The sequence below is a fragment of the Streptomyces sp. AC558_RSS880 genome (assembly GCF_019049255.1).
GTDB lineage: Bacteria > Actinomycetota > Actinomycetes > Streptomycetales > Streptomycetaceae > Streptomyces.
The window spans coordinates 14,371-36,073 of the sequence record NZ_JAGMUJ010000040.1; the positions used below are offsets into that span (position 1 = coordinate 14,371).

22 protein-coding genes are annotated in these 21,703 nt (G+C 71.8%); 8 read left to right on the forward strand and 14 right to left on the reverse strand.

The window, feature by feature from the left end; genetic code table 11:
• Nucleotides 1-271 precede the first annotated feature (271 nt).
• Nucleotides 272-922, reverse strand: a complete 651-nt coding sequence (locus KUM38_RS16955; RefSeq protein ID WP_217130216.1) for an HAD family hydrolase — start codon at nt 920-922, stop codon at nt 272-274.
• A gap of 98 nt (nt 923-1,020) precedes the next feature.
• Here KUM38_RS16955 and KUM38_RS16960 point away from each other — a divergent pair, with 98 nt between their 5' ends.
• On the forward strand, nt 1,021-1,380 hold the full coding sequence (locus tag KUM38_RS16960) for a hypothetical protein (protein ID WP_217130217.1): 360 nt from the start codon (nt 1,021-1,023) through the stop codon (nt 1,378-1,380).
• Nucleotide 1,381: 1 nt separating this feature from the next.
• Complete coding sequence (locus KUM38_RS16965; RefSeq protein ID WP_217130218.1) at nt 1,382-1,801, forward strand: hypothetical protein; 420 nt, start codon at nt 1,382-1,384, stop codon at nt 1,799-1,801.
• Here KUM38_RS16965 and KUM38_RS16970 read toward each other — a convergent pair whose 3' ends face one another.
• The 3 genes from KUM38_RS16970 to KUM38_RS16980 form a co-directional block, all read right to left on the reverse strand.
• Entirely contained in the window at nt 1,802-2,299 is a 498-nt protein-coding gene (locus tag KUM38_RS16970; RefSeq protein ID WP_217130442.1) for a GNAT family N-acetyltransferase, read from the reverse strand.
• A gap of 57 nt (nt 2,300-2,356) precedes the next feature.
• Complete coding sequence (locus tag KUM38_RS16975) at nt 2,357-2,869, reverse strand: sigma-70 family RNA polymerase sigma factor (protein ID WP_217130219.1); 513 nt, start codon at nt 2,867-2,869, stop codon at nt 2,357-2,359.
• Between the two features lie 75 nt (nt 2,870-2,944).
• Nucleotides 2,945-4,114 carry a glycerophosphodiester phosphodiesterase gene (locus tag KUM38_RS16980; protein ID WP_217130220.1) on the reverse strand — a complete coding sequence of 390 codons (1,170 nt, stop codon included), beginning with the start codon at nt 4,112-4,114 and terminating at the stop codon, nt 2,945-2,947.
• A gap of 407 nt (nt 4,115-4,521) precedes the next feature.
• Here KUM38_RS16980 and KUM38_RS16985 point away from each other — a divergent pair, with 407 nt between their 5' ends.
• Entirely contained in the window at nt 4,522-5,193 is a 672-nt protein-coding gene (locus KUM38_RS16985) for a 1-acyl-sn-glycerol-3-phosphate acyltransferase (protein WP_030832332.1), read from the forward strand.
• Between the two features lie 154 nt (nt 5,194-5,347).
• Here the strand turns inward: KUM38_RS16985 and KUM38_RS16990 are convergent, their stop codons facing one another.
• The 5 genes from KUM38_RS16990 to KUM38_RS17010 form a co-directional block, all read right to left on the reverse strand.
• The gene (locus KUM38_RS16990; RefSeq protein ID WP_217130221.1) at nt 5,348-6,871 is read right to left on the reverse strand and encodes an MFS transporter; all 1,524 of its coding nucleotides are present in this window, start codon (nt 6,869-6,871) and stop codon (nt 5,348-5,350) included.
• A gap of 11 nt (nt 6,872-6,882) precedes the next feature.
• Nucleotides 6,883-7,437 (reverse strand): TetR/AcrR family transcriptional regulator, encoded by a 555-nt coding sequence (locus tag KUM38_RS16995; protein WP_254397308.1) that lies wholly within the window; start codon nt 7,435-7,437, stop codon nt 6,883-6,885.
• Between the two features lie 86 nt (nt 7,438-7,523).
• The gene (locus KUM38_RS17000) at nt 7,524-8,495 is read right to left on the reverse strand and encodes an aldo/keto reductase (protein ID WP_217130223.1); all 972 of its coding nucleotides are present in this window, start codon (nt 8,493-8,495) and stop codon (nt 7,524-7,526) included.
• Nucleotides 8,496-8,690: 195 nt separating this feature from the next.
• Complete coding sequence (gene argH / locus KUM38_RS17005; RefSeq protein WP_217130224.1) at nt 8,691-10,121, reverse strand: argininosuccinate lyase; 1,431 nt, start codon at nt 10,119-10,121, stop codon at nt 8,691-8,693.
• Nucleotides 10,122-10,218: 97 nt separating this feature from the next.
• Nucleotides 10,219-11,412: an argininosuccinate synthase gene (locus KUM38_RS17010; protein WP_217130225.1), complete on the reverse strand. Its 1,194-nt coding sequence runs from the start codon at nt 11,410-11,412 to the stop codon at nt 10,219-10,221.
• A gap of 203 nt (nt 11,413-11,615) precedes the next feature.
• On the opposite strand from KUM38_RS17010, the gene KUM38_RS17015 reads away from it, so the two are divergent.
• The 5 genes from KUM38_RS17015 (at nt 11,616) to KUM38_RS17035 (ending at nt 16,626) form a co-directional block, all read left to right on the forward strand.
• A complete protein-coding gene (locus KUM38_RS17015; RefSeq protein WP_217130226.1) occupies nt 11,616-12,482 on the forward strand; it encodes a hypothetical protein in 867 nt (288 codons plus the stop codon).
• Between the two features lie 116 nt (nt 12,483-12,598).
• Nucleotides 12,599-13,186 carry a pyridoxamine 5'-phosphate oxidase family protein gene (locus KUM38_RS17020; protein WP_217130227.1) on the forward strand — a complete coding sequence of 196 codons (588 nt, stop codon included), beginning with the start codon at nt 12,599-12,601 and terminating at the stop codon, nt 13,184-13,186.
• A 206-nt stretch (nt 13,187-13,392) separates the two neighbouring features.
• Nucleotides 13,393-14,775 (forward strand): ferric reductase-like transmembrane domain-containing protein, encoded by a 1,383-nt coding sequence (locus KUM38_RS17025; protein WP_217130228.1) that lies wholly within the window; start codon nt 13,393-13,395, stop codon nt 14,773-14,775.
• 281 nt (nt 14,776-15,056) lie between these two features.
• The gene (locus KUM38_RS17030) at nt 15,057-15,833 is read left to right on the forward strand and encodes an FMN-binding protein (RefSeq protein WP_217130229.1); all 777 of its coding nucleotides are present in this window, start codon (nt 15,057-15,059) and stop codon (nt 15,831-15,833) included.
• Nucleotides 15,834-15,888: 55 nt separating this feature from the next.
• Entirely contained in the window at nt 15,889-16,626 is a 738-nt protein-coding gene (locus tag KUM38_RS17035; RefSeq protein WP_217130443.1) for an FAD:protein FMN transferase, read from the forward strand.
• 233 nt (nt 16,627-16,859) lie between these two features.
• On the opposite strand, the gene KUM38_RS17040 is transcribed toward KUM38_RS17035, so the two are convergent.
• Genes KUM38_RS17040 through argC form a run of 5 tightly spaced genes read right to left on the reverse strand, consistent with a single transcriptional unit; the run spans nt 16,860 to nt 21,684 of the window.
• A complete protein-coding gene (locus tag KUM38_RS17040) occupies nt 16,860-17,399 on the reverse strand; it encodes an arginine repressor (RefSeq protein ID WP_159530854.1) in 540 nt (179 codons plus the stop codon).
• A gap of 7 nt (nt 17,400-17,406) precedes the next feature.
• Complete coding sequence (locus KUM38_RS17045; protein WP_217130230.1) at nt 17,407-18,612, reverse strand: acetylornithine transaminase; 1,206 nt, start codon at nt 18,610-18,612, stop codon at nt 17,407-17,409.
• Complete coding sequence (gene argB / locus KUM38_RS17050) at nt 18,609-19,511, reverse strand: acetylglutamate kinase (RefSeq protein WP_217130231.1); 903 nt, start codon at nt 19,509-19,511, stop codon at nt 18,609-18,611. Before argB ends, KUM38_RS17045 begins: the two co-directional genes overlap by 4 nt.
• Entirely contained in the window at nt 19,508-20,659 is a 1,152-nt protein-coding gene (argJ, locus tag KUM38_RS17055) for a bifunctional glutamate N-acetyltransferase/amino-acid acetyltransferase ArgJ (protein ID WP_217130232.1), read from the reverse strand. The genes argB and argJ overlap by 4 nt, the downstream gene beginning before the upstream one ends.
• Nucleotides 20,656-21,684, reverse strand: a complete 1,029-nt coding sequence (gene argC / locus KUM38_RS17060; RefSeq protein WP_217130233.1) for an N-acetyl-gamma-glutamyl-phosphate reductase — start codon at nt 21,682-21,684, stop codon at nt 20,656-20,658. Before argC ends, argJ begins: the two co-directional genes overlap by 4 nt.
• Between the last annotated feature and the right edge of the window lie 19 nt (nt 21,685-21,703).

Below are 21,703 nucleotides of genomic sequence, written 5' to 3' on the forward strand. Positions count from 1 at the left end.
GCGCGGGGCGTGGCTCAGCCGCGCATGCGGGGCATGGGGACGGACATGAGCCGGCTCTCGCTTCGGGGCGCGAGGCTCAGATGGTGCGGGGGCCCTCTAGAAGGCGCACATTCGGCGCTGACACATACAACGAGCACCGGGCGTCAGGGTCGCCTCGGTCGCAGGGGTGCGGTCGCTCGTCGTGGTCATGCGATCAGTAAAGCAGACGTTCGCTCCTGACCGGACACGGCTGTCCGCATTCTGGACAGCCGTGGACAGCGGTGCGCGCACGTCAGGGACGTACGGAGATCTCCACTCCCCCGTCCGTGACCAGTGCGGACAGGGCCGAGAGGTCCTCGACGACGAGGTCGGCGGTCAGTTCGTGGGCCCGGTGGGTTGTGGCCAAGGCCACGGTGGTCATGCCGGCGGCACGGCCGGCCTGGAGTCCGGCGGGAGCGTCCTCGAAGACGACGCAGTGCGCGGGGTCGACGCCGAGGGTGCGGGCGGCGAGGAGGTAGGGCTCGGGGTCGGGCTTGCCGCGGGTGATGTCGTCGGCGGCGATCAGGGTCTTGGGCAGGATGCCGACGGCTTCGAGGCGGGCCTCGGCGAGGCGCCGGGTGGCGGAGGTGACGACGGCCCAGCGCTCGGCGGGCAGCGCGGCGAGGAAGTCCTCGGTCCCGGGCAGCAGGCGCACACCGCCGCCCGGTACGTCCTCCACCTCCAGGTCCTCGATCCGCGCGACGGCCTCCGGCACGACGTGGGCGGGCAGCAGGTCGGCGGCTATCTCGGCGGCCGGCCGCCCGTGCAGCTCGACCCGCCCGAACTCCTCGGCCGTGATCCCGTACTCGACGGCCCACCGCGTCCAGCAGCGGTTCACGGAGTCGAGGGACGAGACAAGGGTTCCGTCGTTGTCGAACAGCAGGGCCTGCGCGTGGATGGTCATGCCATCGACCCTACGGGGTCGCCCCGGCGGGCCCGCGGGCCCGGACGCTCCCGGGGGCGGGCGCGGTGGGGGAATTCCGGCGTAATAAAGTCACTGACATGCTTGATGTCCTGACGGTGGTGACCGGTGTCGCCGCGCTGTTGCTCGGCGCCTGGTGCGGGTGGGCCGCCTACCGTGACCAGCCGACGAAGGACTGGCACTTCATCGGGATGGCCGTGGTCACGCTGCTGGCGCTGGTCCAGCTGGTCGTCGGGATCGTGCAGCTGGCCCGGGGCGAGAAGCCGGAGCAGGGCACGACGGTCTTCGTGGCGTATCTGCTCGGCGCGTTCGCGTGCGTCCCGGCGGCCGGCTTCATGTCGCTGGGCGAGCGCTCCCGCTGGGGTTCGCTGACGGTCGCCGCGAGCGGTGTCGTGCTCGCCGTGCTCGAGGTGCGCCTCTATGACATCTGGGGAGGCTGAGATGGCCGCGACGCAGGAGAAGCCGGCCGGGACGCGGCTGATCGGCGGTCCCGGACTGCTGCTGGTGTGGCTGTACGGGGTGATGGTCGTCGGCGCGGTGTCGCGCTCCGCGTACCAGATCGCCACCGAGTTCGACCGGGCGCCGCTCGCCTACGCGCTGTCGGCGGCGGCCGGCGTGGTCTACGGCTTCATCACCTACACCCTGGTGCGCGGCGGGGAGACGGCCCGCAGGGCGGCGCTGGTGTGCTGCGCCGCCGAGCTCGTGGGCGTACTGACCGTGGGGACCTGGACGCTGGTGGAGCCGTCCGCGTTCCCCGACGCCACCGTGTGGTCGGAGTACGGGATGGGGTACCTCTTCATCCCCGTGCTGCTGCCCCTCACGGCCGTGTACTGGCTGCGCAGGGCGCGGCCCGCGTCCTGATCAGGCGGTCGTCGCGTAGGCCTGCGCCTGCTTCTCCAGGACGATCATCGGTACGCCGTCGGCGCCCTGGGAGGTGCCCACCCGCTGGTAGCCGACCTTGCTGTACAGGCTCAGGTTGCTCTCGCTGCGGTGCCCGGCGTGCAGGCGGAACGTCCTGGCGCCGCGCTCGTCGGCGAGGGCGGACTCCGCGGCCCTCAGGAGACGCGCGCCGATGCCGTGTCCCTGGAGGCGGGGGTGGACGCAGAGCTTGCCGATCGCGGCGGCGCCGTCCTCGGTGATCCTGCCGTGCACCGAGCCGACGATCTCGTCACCGAGGCGGGCGACGAAGACGCAGTCGACGGCGACCTCCTCGCGGACCGAGTCGAGGCTCTGGACGAGTGGGTCGATGCGGTAGTTGCCGTAGAGCGCCGCCTCGCTCTGGAAGCACAGGTACTGCAACCTGAAGATCTGCTCCGCGTCCTGCCCGGCCGCCGCAGAGATGGTCACGCTCATGCCCATGTGCGCATGCCTCCCGCTCACCTGATCACCTGTCGTCCTTCACTCCTATCCCCGTCCTCAGCGCGCCGCAACCTCCCGTGTGAGCAAACGACGCAGACATCCCAGGCATCTGGAACGTTCCGGGCCAAGACCGCCCTGTGAGATACCCAACTCCCCCGCGATCTCCCGGTATGTCGGGTCGCGCGGGGACAGCAGCGCCTCCATCAGCTCCGGGCAGCGGCCGGGCAGTCGGCGTACGGCGTCCCGCAGGGCGCGGCGACGGGCGGCGGCGAGTGCGAGCCCTTCGGGGTCGTGCTGGCCGGTGCCGGCGGGATCACCGGTCAACGCCGTTTCCCGGCGGGCCCTGCGGCGGATGCGGCGGGCCTCCGTACGGACGGCCCGGCGGAGCCAGCCCGGGGGGTCGGGCGGCGGACCGCAGGCGTCGAGGCGCTCCAGGAGGCGGAGCCACACCGCCTGTTCCAGATCGCCCGGTTCGGTCCCGGAGCCGAGCGTCTCGGCGGCGGCCTCCGCGGTGAGCAGCGGACGCAGGGAGACGACCAGCTCGTACGCGGGGACCGGCTCGTGTGTCATACGGGCGACGACTCGGCCGCCCCCGGCAGGGTTGCCCGGGGCGGCCCGAACTCACCCCTGACGGGGCGAAACAGGTCAGTTGTTGACGAAGTCCTCGCGGGCCAGCAGTCCGGTGTCCGGGTGGTCGGTGAAGACACCGTCGATGCCGGTGGCGAAGTACGCCCGGTAGGCGCCGAAGACGTCGCCGTAGGCGTCGGGGTCGGTGCCCTTGCGGAAGTCGGCGGGCAGGAAGGGGTTCTCGTTGCGCAGGGTGTAGGGGTGCAGGATCAGTCCCGCCCGGTGCGCGTCGCGGACCAGGGTCGTCGGCTCGGTGAGCCGGCCGGCCGCGTCGCGCGGGATGACCAGGTCGAGGGTGGGGCCGATGCCCTGGGCGTAGCCGGCGATCTCGCGCAGGCCCTTGCGGGTGACGAGGTCGGCGACGGTGCGCGGGTCACCCGCCTCGACGAAGTCCCAGGGGCGGGTGGTGGCGCCGGAGAGGAGGACGACGAGGGAGTTGTCGACCAGCTTGTTCAGGCGCTCGATGCTGGTCGGTTCGAAGGACTGGAGGATGACCGGCGCGTTCTTGTCGTCCTTGCCGTGCCGGCGCAGCAGCTTGGCGACCCGCTCCTCCAGGCCCAGCCCCAGCTTGCGGAAGTAGGTGGGGTGCTTGAGCTCGGGGTAGATCCAGACCTGCTTGCCGCGCTTGCGGGTCTGCTCGTCCTGCCAGCGCAGCACCTCCTCGAAGGTGGGGATCTCCCAGCGGCCGTCGTAGAGGGTGTTGTGCGGGCGGTTGGCGGGGATGCGCTCCACGGCGCGCAGCCGCTTCAGCTCGGCGAGGGTGAAGTCCTCGGTGAACCAGCCGGTGACGGGGACGCCGTCCAGCGTCTTGGTGGTCCGGCGGCCGGCGAACTCGGGGTGGTCGGCGACGTCCGTGGTGCCGCCGATCTCCGGTTCGTGCCGGCAGACGAGGTGGCCGTCCCTGGTGGGGACGAGGTCGCCGGCCTCGACGATGTCCGCGCCCATGTCGAGGGCGAGCTGGTAGGCGCCGAGGGTGTGCTCGGGCCGGTAGCCGCTGGCCCCGCGGTGGCCGACGATGGTCGGCACGGGCAGGCCCTTCAGCCCCCGGCCGCCGCCGTGCCGGGCGTCGGCGGCTCTCGCGGTGCCGCCCAGTCCCAGGACCGTTCCGCCCGCGCCGAGCACCGCCGCGCCGAGGAGGGCCCGCCGTCCGGTTCCGCCCGCCTGTTCGTTCGACTCCCGCGTTCCCATGAGGACCCCTTCTGCTGTCTCGGCTCGTCCGGTGCGGGGCGATCGTAGGTGGGCGCGGATGACGCACGGGAGACCCCGGGCCGAACACACGGATGATGTTGCGTGGCGCACGCCCCTCATACGGATGACGTACGTCTGTCGTATTCCGTCGGAGATGTGATGGCTCGTCCGGTTGGGCCGGACGGACGGGGGCACGCGTGCGGTGTGCGGGTCCGGACGGCTTCCGGCACGGCGTGACCGCCGTGTTGCGGGCGGGCCACCGCGGGTGAACCCGGGTCAAGAGTGAGTAAGACCTCGGTGAACTCCGCCGAGCCCGGTGTGCGCAACCCCCTGGGCCGCGAGTAATGTCCTCACCTGCACAGACTCATACGGCATAAACCGACGTCCGTTTCCCACCGGAGGGCCCGTTGTCCCGCTTCGCGCTCATCAAGGCAGTGCTCGGTCCGATCATGCGCCTGATGTTCCGCCCACAGGTGGAGGGCGCGGAGAACATCCCGGGCGACGGCCCCGTCATCCTGGCCGGCAACCACCTGACGTTCATCGACTCGATGATCCTGCCGCTCGTCTGCGACCGTCAGGTCGTCTTCATCGGCAAGGACGAGTACGTCACCGGCAAGGGCCTCAAGGGCCGGCTGATGGCGTGGTTCTTCACCGGCGTCGGCATGATCCCGGTCGACCGCGACGGCGGCCGGGGCGGGGTGGCGGCGCTGATGACCGGGCGCCGGGTGCTGGAGGAGGGCAGGATCTTCGGCATCTACCCGGAGGGCACCCGCTCCCCCGACGGCCGTCTCTACCGGGGCCGCACCGGCATCGCCCGGCTCACCCTGATGACCGGCGCGCCGGTCGTGCCGTTCGCGATGATCGGCACGGACAAGTTGCAGCCGGGGGGTGCGGGTCTGCCCCGGCCGGGCAAGGTGACGGTCCGCTTCGGTGAGGCGATGGAGTTCTCCCGTTACGACGGCATGGGCCGTGACCGGTATGTGCTGCGCGCGGTCACCGACTCGGTGATGACCGAGGTGATGCGGCTGTCCGGGCAGGAGTACGTGGACATGTACGCCAGCAAGGCGAAGGCGGCGTAGCGCGAGCTTTGCAGGGGTAGGGGCGGGCTCGGGTCGGCTTTCGGGCGCGGGTGCGTCGTGGCTTGTCGCGCCCACGCGGCGGAGCCGCATATTGAAACAGCCCCGCGCCCCTGAGGTTGGCTGCCCAGCCGCTTGTTTCCCGGCCCCCGTGCTTCTAGGGCAGGTCGTCCAGCCGTTGGTTCCGGAGCATGAACCATGCCGCTGCCGCCGCTGCCAGTAGGACTGTTGCTCCTGCGCCTGCTGCCAGGGTGAGGCCGTCCACGAAGGACTGGCGGGCCTCGTCGAGCATCGGGCCGGCGATGCCGGCGGGCAACTGGGACGCCGCTTCCACCGCGCCGCCCAGCGACTCGTGCGCCTCGGCCGGGGTGCCGGCCGGGCCGGTGAAGCCGCGGTAGACACCGGTGACGATGGAGCCGAGCACGGCGATGCCGAGGGCCGCGCCGAGTTCGTACGCCGTCTCGGAGACGGCGGAGGCCGCGCCCGCCTGTTCCTTGGGCACGCTGGAGAGGATCACGTCGGCGGTCACCGTGAAGGAGAAGCCGGCGCCCAGGCCGACCACCAGCAGCGCCGCCCCGAGCAGGGGGTAGCCGGTGGACTGTCCGATCACCGTCAGCGCGGCCAGGGCGAGACCGATGGCCGCCAGTCCCCCGGCGACGACCGAGCGCACCGACCAGCGCCGGGCGGCCCGGCCGGCGACCAGTCCGGCCGCCACCGCGCCGATCGCGGCGGGCAGTTCGGCCAGGCCCGCCTCGAACGGGCGCCTGCCCTGCACGAGTTGCAGATACTGCGAGAGGAAGAAGACCAGCCCGGACAGGCCGAGGACGGTCAGCAGATCGGCGAGTACGGCTCCGCTGAACCCCCGGTGGCGGAACAGCCGCATGTCCAGCAGCGGGACGGGGAGGGTGAGCTGACGGCGCACGAAGCCGTACAGGGCGCCCGCGCCCAGCAGCCCGGCGGCCGGGGCGGACCACGTGAAGCCGTGGCTCGCGGTCTCCTTCACCGCGTACACGACGCCGACCATGCCGACCAGGGACAGGACGACACCGGCCAGGTCCCAGGGGCCGGGGGCCGGGGTGCGGGACTCGGGGAGCAGCTTGGCGCCGACGGCCACCAGGACGGCCATCACGGGCAGGTTGATCAGGAAGACCGAGCCCCACCAGAAGTGTTCGAGGAGGAAGCCGCCGAGGACCGGCCCGACGGCGGTGCCCGCGGAGGCGGTCGCGCCCCAGATGCCGATGGCGAGGCTGCGTTCGCGCGGGTCGTGGAAGAGGTTGCGGATCAGGGCGAGGGTGGCCGGCATCAGGGTGGCGCCGGCGACACCGAGCAGGGCGCGGGCGAGGATCAGCAGCTCGGGCGTGTGCGCGTAGGCGTTGAGCACGGATATCGCGCCGAACGCGGTGGCGCCGACGAGCAGGAGCCGCTTGCGGCCGACGCGGTCGCCGAGGCTGCCCATGGAGACGAGCAGACCGGCGATCACGAACGAGTAGACGTCACCGATCCACAGCAGCTGGGTGCCGGTGGGGGCGAGGTCCTCGCTGATGTAGGGGGTGGCCAGGCCGAGGACGGTCGCGTCGACGGCCACCAGCAGCACGGCGAGCACCAGGACGGAGAGGGCGAGCCACCGGCCCGGGCGCTTCAGCTCCTCGATCGTGGTCTCCGGCCCCAGGGCGCTGGTCATGATTCCTTCCCTCACGCCGGGCCGTCCGGGCGTCGTACGCCGCCGAGCAGCAGCTCGACGATCATGTGGGTGAAGTCCTTGGGGGCGACCCGGCCCTCGGCCACCGCCCAGGCGGCGGAGGCGAGCAGTCCGTAGAACGCCTCGGTGAGCCAGGCCGGGGTGAGGTCGATGCGGAACTCTCCGCCGGCCTGGCCGCGCCGGAACAGCGCGGCGATGCGCTCGTCGATCGCGGCCCAGCCCGCGTTCTGCTCCTCGCCCTCGAACAGCTGGTTCTCGGAGTAGAGGAAGGCGAGCAACGGGGCGTGCGGTTCGATCCCGGCGACCAGGCGGCGCACGGCGTCGGCGGCCGGCCCCTCGTCGGGCCGGGCCGCCTCCAGCGCGGCCTCGCACTCGGCGATCCCGAGCGCCTCCAGCGCCCGGACCAGCGCGTCCCGCCCGGCGAAGTGCCGGTGCAGCGTGGCGCGGCTGATCCCGGCGGCCTTGGCGACCTCGTCCATGGTCGCGGTGGATCTACGGGTCAGCAGGGCGGCGGCGCTGCGCAGCACATGGTCACGATCGACAGCCATGAGACAACCGTACTCCACGTGAGACATAAATGTCTCACTCAAGGCGTACGGGTCTCACGGCTGTCGCGTGAGGAACGGCTGAACGGTCAGTGCCAGGGCAGCTGTCCGCGCCGCTCCCAGTAGGCCCGGGGCTCCTCGACCAGGGCGGCGAGGCGGGACAGCTGGTCGTCGGTGAGGTCGACGGCGGCGGCGTGCAGGTTGGAGGCGAGCTGGGCGGTGGTGGCCGCGCCGGAGAGGACCACGCCGGCCCACGGCTGCCGCAGGACCACCGCGAGGGCGACGGCGTCAGGGCCCAGCCCGGTCTCCTCGGCGACGGCCCGCAGCGCCTCCGGGGCGTGCGCGGCGGCGAGCCGGCCGTTGGCCATGCCCTCCTTGACGATCACGGTGAGCCCGGCGTCATGGGCCTCGGCGAGCGCGGGCCCGGCGGAGGTCTCCAGGGCGTTGTACGTCGACTGGACGGTACGGAAGAGGGGCGCGTCGTCGACCGTGACGGCGAGGGCGGCGCGGATGGCGTCGGCCTGTGCCGGACCGCTGGTGGAGAAGCCGACGGTGAGGCCCCGGCCCGCCGCCTCCGCGAGCCGGGCGTGCAGCTCCTTGTCGGTGAGGGCGGGGCTCTCGGGGGTCACCGAATGGATCTGGTAGAGGTCGAGCCGGTCCCCGAGCAGCGCCTCGGTCTCGGCGCGCTGACGCTCGTACGCCGCGAGGGAGTGGTCCTTGACCTCGTGCCGCTCGGCGTCGGTGGACCAGTCGGCGGTGTAGGTGTAGCCCCATTTGCTGCCGATGACGACGTCGTCGACGTCGGTCCTCCTCTTCAGCCAGTCGGCGAGGAACTCCTCGGAGCGGCCGTAGGAGCGGGCGGCGTCGAAGTAGCGGACGCCCTGGGCGTAGGCGGCGTCGAGGAGTTCGTGCGTGCGGGTGCGCAGCGTCTCGACGCTGCGGTTCTCTCCCAGGTCGTCGTCGCGGCCGAGGTTGATGTAGCCGGGGCGGCCGATGGCGGCGAGGCCGAGGCCGAGGTGGCAGGTGGGGGTTGTCGCTGTTGCCAGTCGGGCGAAGGGCATCGCGGGCTCCGTCGGTCGGGTCCGGTTCGGCGTTCCGACCAACGTAACCCGCGGTGTCGCTCCGCTCAGCCAACCGGGGCGCCTTGGAGCTCGGGTCGTGCGGTGGTTCGGCGAGTGCGGCGCCGTCGTGACTTGTCGCGCCCACGCGGCGGAGCCGCACATCTCCACAGCCCCGCGCCCCTGAGGGATGTCGCCCTACCGCTTCTTTGCCGTTGCCCAAGCGTGCTGGTTGGCCAGGTCCCGCTTCACCTCCGCCAGCTGGACCGCGACCGCGCTCGGGGCCGTGCCGCCCCTGCCGTTGCGGGAGGCGAGGGCGCCCGGGACGTTCAGGACCGACCGCACCTCGGGGGTGAGGTGGGCGGAGATCTTCGTGAACTGTTCGTCGGTCAGTTCGTCCAGTTCCTTGTTCTCGGACTCGGCGACCTTGACGCACTCGCCGGCCACCTCGTGCGCGACGCGGAACGGCACGCCCTGCTTGACCAGCCACTCGGCGATGTCGGTGGCGAGGGAGAAGCCGGCCGGGGCCAGTTCCTCCATGCGCTCGCGGTGCACGGTGAGGGTGGCCAGCATGCCGGTGAAGGCCGGGAGCAGGATCTCCAGCTGGTCGATGGAGTCGAAGACCGGCTCCTTGTCCTCCTGGAGGTCGCGGTTGTAGGCGAGCGGGAGGGCCTTGAGGGTGGCCATCAGGCCGGTGAGGTTGCCGATCAGGCGGCCGGACTTGCCGCGCGCCAGCTCGGCGATGTCCGGGTTCTTCTTCTGCGGCATGATCGACGAGCCGGTGGAGAAGGCGTCGTGGAGGGTCACGAAGGAGAACTCCTTCGTGTTCCAGATGATGATCTCCTCGGCGATCCGGGAGACGTTCACGCCGATCATCGCGGTGATGAAGGCGAACTCGGCGACGAAGTCCCGGGAGGCCGTGCCGTCGATGGAGTTGGCGGCGCTGCCGTGTTCGAAGCCGAGGTCCTCGGCGACCGCCTCCGGGTCCAGGCCGAGGGAGGAACCGGCCAGCGCGCCCGAGCCGTACGGCGACACGGCCGTGCGCTCGTCCCACTGGCGCAGCCGCTCGGCGTCCCGGGACAGCGCCTGGACGTGGGCGAGGACGTGGTGGGCGAAGAGCACCGGCTGGGCGTGCTGGAGGTGGGTGCGGCCGGGCATGGCCACGTCCGGGTGGGCCTCGGCGAGGCCGATGAGCGCGTCCTGGAGGTCGGCGATCAGACCGCCGACGGTGCGGGCGTGGTCCCGCAGGTACATGCGGAAGAGGGTGGCCACCTGGTCGTTGCGGGACCGGCCGGCGCGCAACTTGCCGCCGAGGTCGGGGCCGAGGCGCTCCAGCAGGCCGCGCTCGAGGGCGGTGTGGACGTCCTCGTCGGCGATGGTGCCGGTGAAGGAGCCGTCGGCGACGTCCGCTTCGAGCCGGTCGAGCCCGGCGAGCATGCGGGTCAGCTCGTCCTCGGTGAGCAGGCCCGCCGTGTGCAGCACGCGGGCGTGGGCGCGCGAGCCGGCGATGTCGTAGGGCGCGAGCCGCCAGTCGAAGTGGACGGACGCGGACAGCTTCGCCAGGGCCTCGGCGGGACCGTCGGCGAAACGGCCGCCCCAGAGCCGTACGTCACCGCTGTTGCTGCTCACTTGGTGCTCCTCGAAGGTTCCGGATGTGCCGCCGCCTCCCCACGGTCGAGTGAGGAGGCGGCTGTCAGGCTAGTGCGTGTGAGGGGTCGTCAGCCGGTTACGCGAGGTCGCGCTTGGCCGCGATCTTCGACGACAGGCTGTAGATGTCGATGAAGCCCTTGGCCGCCGCCTGGTCGAAGGTGTCGCCCGTGTCGTACGTGGCCAGGTTGAAGTCGTACAGCGACGACTCGGAGCGCCGGCCGGTGACGACGGCGCGGCCGCCGTGCAGGGTCATCCGGATGTCGCCGTTGACGTGCTGGTTGGCCTCGGTGATGAAGCCGTCCAGGGCGCGCTTGAGCGGGGAGAACCACTGGCCGTCGTAGACCAGTTCGCCCCAGCGCTGCTCGACCTGCCGCTTGTAGCGGGCGAGTTCGCGCTCGACGGTGACGTTCTCCAGCTCCTGGTGGGCGGTGATCAGGGCGATCGCGCCGGGGGCCTCGTAGACCTCGCGGGACTTGATGCCGACGAGGCGGTCCTCGACCATGTCGATCCGGCCGATGCCCTGGGCGCCGGCGCGCTCGTTGAGCTGCTGGATCGCCTGGAGGACGGTGACGGGCTTGCCGTCGATGGCGACGGGGACGCCCTCCTTGAAGGTGATGATCACCTCGTCGGGCTCGCGCGGCAGGGCGGGGTTCTGCGTGTACTCGTAGACGTCCTCGATCGGCGCGTTCCAGATGTCCTCGAGGAAGCCGGTCTCGACGGCGCGCCCGAAGACGTTCTGGTCGATGGAGTACGGGGACTTCTTGGTGGTCGCGATCGGCAGGCCCTTGGTCTCGCAGAAGGCGATGGCCTTGTCACGGGTCATGGCGTAGTCGCGGACCGGGGCGATGCACTTCAGGTCGGGGGCGAGGGCGACGATGCCGGCCTCGAAGCGGACCTGGTCGTTGCCCTTGCCGGTGCAGCCGTGGGCGACCGTGGTGGCGCCGTGCTTCTGCGCGGCGGCGACGAGGTGCTTGACGATCGTCGGCCGGGACAGCGCGGAGACCAGCGGGTAGCGGTCCATGTAGAGGGCGTTGGCCTTGATCGCCGGGAGGCAGTACTCCTCGGCGAACTCGTCCTTGGCGTCCGCGACCTCGGCCTCGACGGCACCGCAGGCGAGGGCGCGCTTGCGGATGACGTCCAGGTCCTCGCCGCCCTGGCCGACGTCGACCGCAACGGCGATGACCTCGGCGCCCGTCTCCTCGGCGATCCAGCCGATGGCGACGGAGGTGTCCAGACCGCCTGAGTAGGCGAGTACGACGCGCTCGGTCACGGGTTTCTCCTCACAGTGCATTCGCTGACATGCATGAGTATGCAGTAGTCCGCATGAATCGTCAATCCGGCCGTCGACCCGGGGCCGGATTGAACATCGGAAACCGCTTTCGCGTACTTGTCGCCGGACGCAGGCGCCGCGTCGGACCGATCGAGACACCACGACAGACACCCGTGACACCCCGACCCGAGTGAGGCATCCGCATGTCCAGGGCCCTTCCGAAGTACAACAAGCGCCGCGTCGGCTTCATCGGCGGTGCCGCCGCGCTGGCGCTGTCCGGCGCGGTGATCGCCGGCTCCGCCCTCGCCGGTGAGTCGTCCGGGGACGGCGGCGACGCGAACGCCCGGACACTGGCGGGACCGGGCACGATCTCCTGCCCCGACGTGGCCCCGCGGCTCCCCGCGATCCCCGCCTCCGTCCAGGCCGAGGTCGAACGCAACCTCGGCGACCTCGACACCCAGATCGCCGAAGCCGACAAACGCCTCGTCGACACCGCCGGACAGGGCGGACCCGACTTCGTCCGGAACGCCATCCTCGGCCCCCTCGAGGACAAGCGCGTCGCCGCCATCAACCGCATCGCCACCGCCATCGGCCGCACCGCCGAACGCCCCTCCGGACTCGACGCGCTCGCCCCGTGCTCGCTCGACGCGGAGGGCTCGGCCGGGCAGGACGACGCGGGCGCCGGCGAGGAGGCGACGGCACCGCCCGCCGAGGACGGCGGGGAGGACGCCGGACAGGGCGCCGGGGAGGACGCCGGACAGGCCGGGGACACCGGCGTCGGCACCGTCTCCTGCCCCGACGTGGCCCCGCGGCTCCCCGCGATCCCCGCCTCCGCCCAGGCCGAGGTCGAGCGCAACCTCGGCGACCTCGACACCCAGATCGCCGAAGCCGACAAACGCCTCGTCGACACCGCCGGACAGGGCGGACCCGACTTCGTCCGGAACGCCATCCTCGGCCCCCTCGAGGACAAGCGCGTCGCCGCCATCAACCGCATCGCCACCGCCATCGGCCGCACCGCCGAACGCCCCTCCGGGCTGGACTCCCTGGCCGCCTGCACGCTCACCCAGTGAGGTGACAGGCGCCGTGGCCGCCCCGCACAAGCGCCGGCCGGGGCGGCCACGGTATTTCTCCGGTCGGCCACCAATTGCTTAGACAAACGAAAGATCTGGCCTCATAATCGGTGGACATGGGAAAGACCTATGAGCGCATAGACGGCCGCCTCCGCACCTTCATCGAGGAACAGCCGGTCTTCTTCACCGCCACCGCCCCGCTGTCCGCCGACGGCACGGTCAACCTCTCGCCCAAGGGACTCAAGGGTTCCTTCGCGGTCCTCGACGAGCTCACCGTCGCCTACCTCGACTTCGCCGGCTCCAACGCCGAGACCATCGCCCATCTGCGGGAGAACGGCCGGATCACCCTGATGTGGTGCGCGTTCCAGGGGCCGCCGAACATCGTGCGCGTGCACGGCCGCGGCGAGCCCGTCTTCCGGGACGACCCCCGCTTCGGGGAGCTGCTCACCCGTTTCCCGGACATCGACACCTCCCTCCACGGCCTGCGCGCCGTCATCGTGGTGACGGCCGAACTGATCCGGGACACCTGCGGATACGCGGTGCCCTTCATGGCGTACGAGAGCGAACGGGACCTGCACGCGAAGCGGTTCGCGCGGGAGGACGACGCCTCGCTCGACGCGTACTTCACCAAGAAGGAGTACATCGCGACCAGCCTGGACGGACTCCCCGGGCTGCCGCTGCCGCTGCCCCCCTCCACCGCCTGAGCCGCGCGCCCGGGTGTCGCCCCCTGCCGTCCTCGTCCACCTGCTCCTGCTCGGCGTCGGCCGTCCGCGCCGCCGCCGGACCGGACGGCAAACACCGGGAGGGGGCGCACGACGGTCACTCGCCGCCGAGCCGCGAATCTCCTCTGAACACTCCTGCGTGACGGCACGTATCTGTGGGCCAAGGGTCAAGTCCCCACGGAGGAACCGTGACCACCACGCTCGCCGGCGGCCGTGCCGCCCGCCGCCAGACGATGCGCCGCATCCGTCCGCGCCGCTCCCCCGCCGTGCCCCTGCTGCTCGCCGTGGGCGCGGGCGCGGGGGGCGTGCTGTGGTTGTGGTGGACCAACACACCGTCCATCGCGGACACCACCGGGAAGATCGTCGCCGCGGGCCGGATCACCGGCCTGCTCGCCGGCTATCTGATGGCCCTGGTGGTGCTCCAGATGGCGCGGGTGCCCGCGCTGGAGCGCCGGGTGGGTTCGGACCGGGTCGCCCGCTGGCACGCGATGAGCGGCCGCTACACCGTCAGCCTGGTCATCGCGCACGTCTTCCTCATCATGTGGGGCTACGCCCGCCAGGCGGGCAAGAGCCTCGGCGACATCGTGCAGCAGACCATCACCTCCATCAACACGCTGCCCGACATGGGCAAGGCGGCCATCGGCACCGGTCTGCTGTTCGTGATCGCCTTCCTCTCCATCGGCCCGGTCCGGCGCCGGCTGCCGTACGACGGCTGGTACCACGTGCACCTGCTGACCTATGCGGCCGTCTTCCTGACGTTCTGGCACCAGATCACCACCGGCAACGAGTTCGCCGTCGAACCGACCGCGAAGACCTTCTGGTACGGGCTCTACGGCGTCGTGACCGCGCTGGTCCTGTGGTACCGGATCATCACCCCGGTGCGGCTGAACATGCGGCACCGGATGCGGGTCGAGGCGGTCGTCGAGGAGACGCCGGGCATCGTGTCCGTGCTGATCGGCGGGCGCAGACTGCACCGGATGGGGGCGGAGGCCGGGCAGTTCTTCCGCTGGCGGTTCCTGGCGCCCGGGATGCGCTTCAGCTCCCACCCGTACTCGCTGTCGGCGGCGCCCCGCCCCGACATGCTGCGGATCACGGTGAAGGCGATCGGCGACCACAGCTCCCGGCTGCGCGAGCTGGAGCCCGGCACGCGGGTGTGGGCGGAGGGTCCCTACGGGGCACTGACCGCGCAGCGCCGCAGCCGCGGCAAGGTGCTGCTGGTCGCGGGCGGGGTGGGGATCACCCCGATGCGGGCGCTGTTCGAGACGCTGCCCGGCGCCTCCGGTGACATCACGCTGCTGTACCGGGCGAACAGCACGCAGGACCTGGCGCTGTGGGGCGAGCTGGCCAGGATCGCCGACGAGCGGGGCGCCCGGCTGATGTACGCGGTGAACAGCCCCGACGGGGAGCGCCCCGACATCTCGGCGGAGAGCCTGCAACGGAAGATCCCGGACGTCGACCGCCACGACGTGTTCCTGTGCGGGCCGCCCGGGTTCGCGCAGTCGGTGTACGACGCACTGCGCGAGGCGGGAGTCCCCGCCCGGCGCATCCATCACGAGTCGTTCGAGATTTGAACCCTCCCCAGTTGGAGCAGGGGATTCCTGGCTCAAGCAGCTCATCCGCTCAGCGAACGAAAGAGTCTGACGCTCTCGGCACCAGCCGGGACGGAACCTGCCCGGTTGCCCGTTAAGACAAAGGAGTTGCGTGTGCTTGGTTCTCGCACCGCACGACAGTCATCCTGCCCGGACCTGCGGACGGTCTGTTGCCTTCTGGGCGAAATCGCGCGCCTCGACCTGCTCCCCCGGCGTCCGCATCACCCCCGGGCTGAAGCCCAGGGCTTCCTCGGAGGTTCCAGGTGAAGAAGAGTCACCCCGTCCGGCGTGCCGTGCTCGCGACCGCCGCCACCGTGTCCGGCATCGTGCTGCTGCTGTCGCTCAAACCGGCGTCCGATCCCGGCTCGGCCGCCGCGGCCGGCGGCGCGGCCCCTCCCGCGGCGGCCCAGTCGCCGCAGGGCGGCGCCCAGCCCATCGGGAACGGCACCGTCACCGGTGACGCCGCGCGGACCCAGTACGGCGCGGTACAGGTCCGGCTGACGGTGAGCGGCGGGAAGATCACCAAGGCCGAGGCGGTCCAGGCCCCCAAGGGCGGACAGAGCGACCAGATCACCTCCCGGTCCGTTCCCAGGCTCAACCAGGCGGCCGTCGCGGCGCAGAGCGCGGAGATCGACGCGGTGTCGGGGGCGACCTACACGAGTTCCGGCTACAGGAAGTCGCTGCAGTCGGCGCTGGACAAGGCGCGGGCGGCCGGGCCCGCGGAGTCCTCCGGACCGGGGAACGGCGGGAACGCCGGCAGTGCGCAGGCGCGGACCGTCACCGGGGACGTGGCGCGGACGCAGTACGGGCCGGTACAGGTGCGGATCACCGTCAGCGGCGGGAAGATCACCAAGGCCGAGGCGGTGCAGACGCCCAAGGGCGGACAGAGCGACCGGATCACCTCCGACGCCGTGCCGAAGCTCAACCAGGCGGCGGTGGCGGCCGGCGACGCGGAGATCGACGCGGTGTCGGGGGCCACGTACACGAGCGCGGGGTACAAACAGTCGCTCCAGTCGGCGCTGGACCGGGCCGGTGGCTGACGCGGTGGCCGAACCCGCCGAGGCTCCCGCCGCGGTGCGTCACGCGGAGGAGACGATGGGGACCGTCTTCTCCCTCGACGTCCGCGGCGGGGAACCCGCTGGGGTGCGCGCGGCGCTGGAGGAGGTGGTCGCCGGGCTGCACCGGGTCGACGAGGTGTTCAGCACGTACCGCGACGACAGCCAGCTCTCCCGGCTGGCGCGGGGGGAGCTGGGCGTCGGGGAGTGCGATGCCGAGGTCGCCGAGGTGCTGGAGCTGGCCGCGGAGGCGGAGCGGGTGAGCGACGGCTGGTTCAGTCCGCGCTACCGGGGGCGGCTCGATCCGACGGGCATCGTCAAGGGCTGGGCCACCGAGCGGGCGGCGCGGCGGCTCGCGGCGGCGGGGGCGACGGGGGTGAGCGTCAACGGGGGCGGTGACGTCCAGTTGTTGGGGGCGCCGGGGGCGGGGCGGCCGTGGCGGGTGGGCGTGTCGGACCCGTTGCGTCCGGGCGGTCTCGCCGCCGTCGTCTCCGCGGCCGGCGCGGGCGAACTGGCGGTGGCGACGTCCGGTACCGCGGAGCGGGGGGATCACATCGTCGATCCCCGGACGGGGCGGCCGGCGGTGACCGATCTGGTCGCCGTGACGGTCGTCGCGCCTCGGCTGACGTGGGCGGACTGCTGGGCCACGGCGGCGTTCGCGATGGGGTCGCGGGAGGGGTTGCGGTGGCTGGAGTCCTTGCCGGACGTCGAGGGGCTGCTGATCACCGCGGGTGACGAGGTGCGGTGCACCGGGGGGCTGGCGGGTTGGCTGGGGTGAGCAGCGCCGCGGCTGAGGTACCAGCGTGTCACTCACCCGCGTTCGCGGGTGCCGCTGCGCCCACCCGTGCCGCCCTGGGGGTACCTCCCAGGCCCTTAAGGCACTGGGGGAGGCACGACTGCCCGCAGCTGCGGCGCGGGGACTGCAGCTCCCTCAGGGGCGCGGGGAACTGCGCGACCAGCCGCATACGGCCCGCACCCGCGTGCCCGGTGTCCCCGCCCCCCGCGGAGCGTTCAGTGGCCGTTCTGGGCCAGGCGCAGCAAGTGGTCGGCCAGCGCCTGGCCCCCCGTCGGCTCCCGGCTGATCAGCAGCAGCGTGTCGTCGCCGGCGATCGTGCCGAGGATGTCGTGCAGTTCCGCCTGGTCGATCGCCGAGGCCAGGAACTGCGCGGCACCGGGCGGGGTGCGCAGGACCACCAGGTTCGCGGAGGCCTCCGCGGAGATCAGCAACTCCTGGGAGAGCCGCCGCATCCGCTCCTCCTTCGCGGACTCCCCCAGCGGCGCCCGGGGGGTGCGGAACCCCCCCTCGCTCGGCACCGCGTAGATCAGGTCGCCGTCGGTGTTGCGGATCTTCACCGCGTTCAGCTCGTCCAGATCGCGGGAGAGCGTCGCCTGGGTGACGCTCAGCCCGTCGTCGGCGAGCAGCTTCGCCAGCTGGCTCTGCGACCGCACCGGCTGCCGGTTGAGGATGTCCACGATCCGGCGGTGGCGTGCGGTGCGCGTCTGCGGCACGGCAGGCCCGGCGTGCTGGCCCTGGTCCTGCTCCTGGCTCATCGTCGTCTCATTCTCCGGATCGTCCTTCCCCGCCCGCCGTGCCGGCCTGGTCCAGGATGCCGGGCAGCGCCCCGAGGAAGGCGTCCACCGCGTCGTCCCCGAGGTTCAGCGGCGGCATCAGCCGTACGACATCGGGGGCGGGCGCGTTCACGAGGAATCCGGCGTCCTGAGCCGCCTGTTGCACCTGGGGCGCGAGCGGCTCGGTGAGCACGATACCCAGGAGGAGGCCCGCACCCCGGACATGGTCGATCAGGGCATGGCCGGATCCCTCGATTCCGTCACGGAGTTTCTCGCCCTGCCGCTTGACGTTCTCCAGCAGTCCCTCGTTCTCGACGGTGTCGAGAACGGCGAGTCCGGCGGCGCAGGCGACCGGGTTGCCGCCGAAGGTCGTGCCGTGGTGGCCGGGTCCCAGCAGGTCGGCGGCGCGGCCGAAGGCGACGGTGGCGCCCAGCGGCAGGCCGCCGCCGAGCTGCTTGGCCAGGGTGACGACGTCCGGCAGGACGCCCTCGTGGGCCTGGTACTCGAACCAGTTGCCGGTGCGGCCGATGCCGGTCTGCACCTCGTCCAGCACGAGCAGCGCGCCCTTGGCGGCGGTGATGGCGCGGGCCGCCTTCAGGTAGCCGGGGGGCGGGACGACCACGCCGCGTTCGCCCTGGATGGGTTCGATGACGACCAGGGCCGTCTCCTCGGTGACCGCGGCGTCCAGCGCCTGCGCGTCGCCGAAGGGCACGTGGGTGACGTCGGCGGGCAGCGGCTGGAACGGCTCCCGCTTGCCGGGCTGCCCGGTGAGCGCGAGGGCGCCCATCGTACGGCCGTGGAAGGCGCCCTCGGTGGCGACGACGTGGGTCCGTCCGGTGAGCCGGCCGATCTTGAAGGCGGCCTCGTTGGCCTCGGCGCCGGAGTTGCAGAAGAAGACCCTGCCGTCCCGGCCGAAGAGCCGGAGCAGCCGCTCGGCGAGGGCGACGGTCGGCTCGGCCATGAAGAAGTTGGAGATGTGGCCCAGGGAGCCGATCTGGCGGCTCACGGCCTCGACGATCGCCGGGTGGGCGTGGCCGAGGGCGTTGGTCGCGATGCCGCCGACGAAGTCGAGGTACTCCGTGCCCTCGGCGTCCCAGACCTTCGGGCCCTCGCCGCGTACGAGGGGCAGGCGCGGCGTGCCGTAGTTGTTCATCAGCGCGCCCTGCCACCGTGCGGTCAGTTCTGCGTTGCTCACGACTCCCCCTGTTCGTCGGGCACGACCATCGTGCCGATGCCTTCGTCCGTGAAGATCTCCAGCAGGATCGAGTGCTGGACCCGGCCGTCGATGACGCGGGCGGTGGTCACGCCGCCTCGCACGGCGTGCAGACAGCCCTCCATCTTCGGCACCATGCCGGAGGACAGCTCCGGCAGGAGCTTCTCGAGCTGGGACGCGGTGAGGCGGCTGATCACCTCGTCGGAGTTCGGCCAGTCCTCGTAGAGGCCCTCGACGTCGGTGAGGACCATGAGAGTCTCGGCGCCGAGCGCCGCAGCGAGTGCCGCAGCCGCCGTATCAGCATTGACGTTGTAGACATGTCCGTCGTCCTGGGAACGGGCGATCGACGAGACGACCGGGATGCGGCCGTCGGCGAGCAGGGCCTCGATCGCGCCCGTGTCGATCGCGGTGATCTCGCCGACCCGCCCGATGTCGACGAGCTCGCCGTCGATCTCGGGCCGGTGCCTGGTGGCGGTGAGGGTGTGCGCGTCCTCGCCGGTGAGGCCGACGGCGAACGGGCCGTGCCGGTTGAGCAGTCCGACCAGTTCCCGCTGCACCTGTCCGGCGAGCACCATGCGGACGACGTCCATGGCCTCCTCGGTGGTGACGCGCAGGCCGGCCTTGAACTCGCTGACGATGCCGTGCCGGTCGAGCGCGCGGCTGATCTGCGGGCCGCCGCCGTGCACGACGACGGGTTTGAGGCCGGCGTGCCGCAGGAAGACGACGTCCTGGGCGAAGGCGGCCTTGAGGTCCTCGTCCACCATGGCGTTGCCGCCGAACTTGATGACGACGGTCTTGCCGTGGTGCCGGGTGAGCCAGGGCAGCGCCTCGATGAGGATCTGTGCCTTGGGCAGCGCGGTGTGCTTACGCGTGGTGCTCATGACGAGTAGGCGCTGTTCTCGTGGACGTAGTCGGCGGTGAGGTCGTTGGTCCAGATGACGGCGCCGGCGTCACCGGCGGCGAGGTCGGCGACGATGTGCACCTCGCGGTAGCGCATGTCCACCTTGTCGCGGTCCTCGCCGACGCCGCCGTTCTTGCAGACCCAGACGCCGTTGATGGCGACGTTGAGCTCGTCGGGCTCGAAGGCGGCCTTCGTGGTGCCGATGGCGGAGAGGACCCGGCCCCAGTTGGGGTCCTCGCCGTGGATGGCGCACTTGAGGAGGTTGTTGCGGGCGATGGAGCGGCCCACCTCGACGGCGTCGTCCTCGGTCGCGGCGTTGATCACCTCGACCTTGATGTCCTTGCTGGCGCCCTCGGCGTCGCGGATGAGCTGCTGTCCGAGGTCGTCGCAGACGGTCCGTACCGCCTCGGCGAACTCGGCGTACGCGGGAGTCGCCCCGGTGGCACCGGAGGCGAGCAGCAGCACGGTGTCGTTGGTGGACATGCAGCCGTCGGAGTCGACCCGGTCGAAGGTGACCCGGGTCGCGTCCCGCAGGGCCCTGTCGAGCACCTCGGCGTCGAGGTCGGCGTCGGTGGTGAGGACGACGAGCATGGTGGCGAGGCCGGGGGCGAGCATGCCGGCGCCCTTGGCCATGCCGCCGACGGTCCAGCCGTCCTTGGTGACGACGGACGTCTTGTGGACGGTGTCGGTGGTCTTGATGGCGATGGCGGCCTTCTCACCGCCGTGTTCGGACAGTCGGGCGGCGGCGGTCTCGACGCCGGGGAGCAGCTTGTCCATGGGGAGCAGGACGCCGATGAGTCCCGTCGAGCAGACGGCGATCTCGCCCGCGCCGGTGCCGAGCACCTCGGCGGCCTTCTCGGCGGTGGCGTGGGTGTCCTGGAAGCCCTTCGGTCCCGTGCAGGCGTTGGCCCCGCCGGAGTTGAGGACGACGGCGGACAACTGCCCGCTCTTCAGCACCTGCTCGGACCAGAGCACGGGTGCCGCCTTGACGCGGTTGGAGGTGAAGACGCCGGCGGCGGCGCGGCGGGGGCCGTTGTTGACCACGAGGGCCAGGTCGGGGTTGCCGTTCTCCTTGATCCCGGCGGCGATGCCCGCCGCCGTGAATCCCTTCGCTGCCGTCACACTCACGGCGCAACTCCGATCGTCGTCAGCCCGGTGGACTCGTCGAGCCCCAGGGCGATGTTCATGCTCTGGACGGCACCGCCCGCGGTGCCCTTGGTCAGGTTGTCGATGGCGCTGATCGCGATGATCCTGCCCGCGGCGGCGTCGTACGCGACCTGGACCTGAACGGCGTTGGAACCGTGGACGGACGCGGTCGCCGGCCACTGCCCCTCGGGGAGCAGACGGACGAAGGGCTCGTCGGCGAAGGCCTTCTCGTAGGCGGCGCGCACGGACTCGGCGGTGACGCCGGGCTTCGCCTTCGCGGTGCAGGTGGCGAGGATGCCGCGGGGCATCGGTGCGAGGGTCGGCGTGAAGGAGACCACGACCCGCTCGCCGGCCGCCTCACTGAGGTTCTGGATCATCTCGGGGGTGTGCCGGTGCCCGCCGCCCACGCCGTACGGCGACATGGAGCCCATGACCTCGCTGCCCAGCAGGTGCGGCTTGGGTGCCTTGCCCGCGCCGGAGGTGCCGGAGGCGGCGACGACCACCGCCTCGGACTCGGCGAGACCGGCGGTGTACGCCGGGAAGAGGGCGAGGGAGACGGCGGTGGGGTAGCAACCGGGCACCGCGACGCGCTTGGACCCCTCCAGCGCGGCGCGGGCGCCCGGAAGTTCGGGCAGGCCGTAGGGCCAGGTGCCGGCGTGCGGGGAGCCGTAGAACGTCTCCCAGTCGGCGGCGTCCCGCAGCCGGAAGTCGGCGCCCATGTCGATCACGAGCACCTCCTCGCCGAGCTGCTCGGCGACGGCGGCGGACTGGCCGTGCGGCAGCGCGAGGAACACGACGTCGTGCCCGGCGAGCGCCTCGGGCGTGGTCGGCTCCAGTACGCGGTCGGCGAGCGGCAGCAGGTGCGGCTGGAGCGCACCCAGCCGCTGGCCGGCGTTGGAGTTTCCGGTCAGGGCACCGATCTCGATCCCGGGGTGTGTCAGGAGCAGACGCAGCAGCTCACCGCCCGCGTACCCGCTCGCTCCGGCCACCGCCGCACGTACCGCCATGGAAAACCCTCCTCCTGGA

Coding starts and splice junctions, on each gene's coding strand:
- KUM38_RS16955 (WP_217130216.1), bottom strand. CDS start 922: ATGACCATCCACGCGCAGGCCCTGCTGTTCGACAACGACGGAACCCTT.
- KUM38_RS16960 (WP_217130217.1), top strand. CDS start 1,021: ATGCTTGATGTCCTGACGGTGGTGACCGGTGTCGCCGCGCTGTTGCTC.
- KUM38_RS16965 (WP_217130218.1), top strand. CDS start 1,382: ATGGCCGCGACGCAGGAGAAGCCGGCCGGGACGCGGCTGATCGGCGGT.
- KUM38_RS16970 (WP_217130442.1), bottom strand. CDS start 2,299: ATGGGCATGAGCGTGACCATCTCTGCGGCGGCCGGGCAGGACGCGGAG.
- KUM38_RS16975 (WP_217130219.1), bottom strand. CDS start 2,869: ATGACACACGAGCCGGTCCCCGCGTACGAGCTGGTCGTCTCCCTGCGT.
- KUM38_RS16980 (WP_217130220.1), bottom strand. CDS start 4,114: ATGGGAACGCGGGAGTCGAACGAACAGGCGGGCGGAACCGGACGGCGG.
- KUM38_RS16990 (WP_217130221.1), bottom strand. CDS start 6,871: ATGACCAGCGCCCTGGGGCCGGAGACCACGATCGAGGAGCTGAAGCGC.
- KUM38_RS16995 (WP_254397308.1), bottom strand. CDS start 7,437: ATGGCTGTCGATCGTGACCATGTGCTGCGCAGCGCCGCCGCCCTGCTG.
- KUM38_RS17000 (WP_217130223.1), bottom strand. CDS start 8,495: ATGCCCTTCGCCCGACTGGCAACAGCGACAACCCCCACCTGCCACCTC.
- KUM38_RS17015 (WP_217130226.1), top strand. CDS start 11,616: ATGTCCAGGGCCCTTCCGAAGTACAACAAGCGCCGCGTCGGCTTCATC.
- KUM38_RS17020 (WP_217130227.1), top strand. CDS start 12,599: ATGGGAAAGACCTATGAGCGCATAGACGGCCGCCTCCGCACCTTCATC.
- KUM38_RS17035 (WP_217130443.1), top strand. CDS start 15,889: ATGGGGACCGTCTTCTCCCTCGACGTCCGCGGCGGGGAACCCGCTGGG.
- KUM38_RS17040 (WP_159530854.1), bottom strand. CDS start 17,399: ATGAGCCAGGAGCAGGACCAGGGCCAGCACGCCGGGCCTGCCGTGCCG.
- argB (WP_217130231.1), bottom strand. CDS start 19,511: ATGAGCACCACGCGTAAGCACACCGCGCTGCCCAAGGCACAGATCCTC.
- argC (WP_217130233.1), bottom strand. CDS start 21,684: ATGGCGGTACGTGCGGCGGTGGCCGGAGCGAGCGGGTACGCGGGCGGT.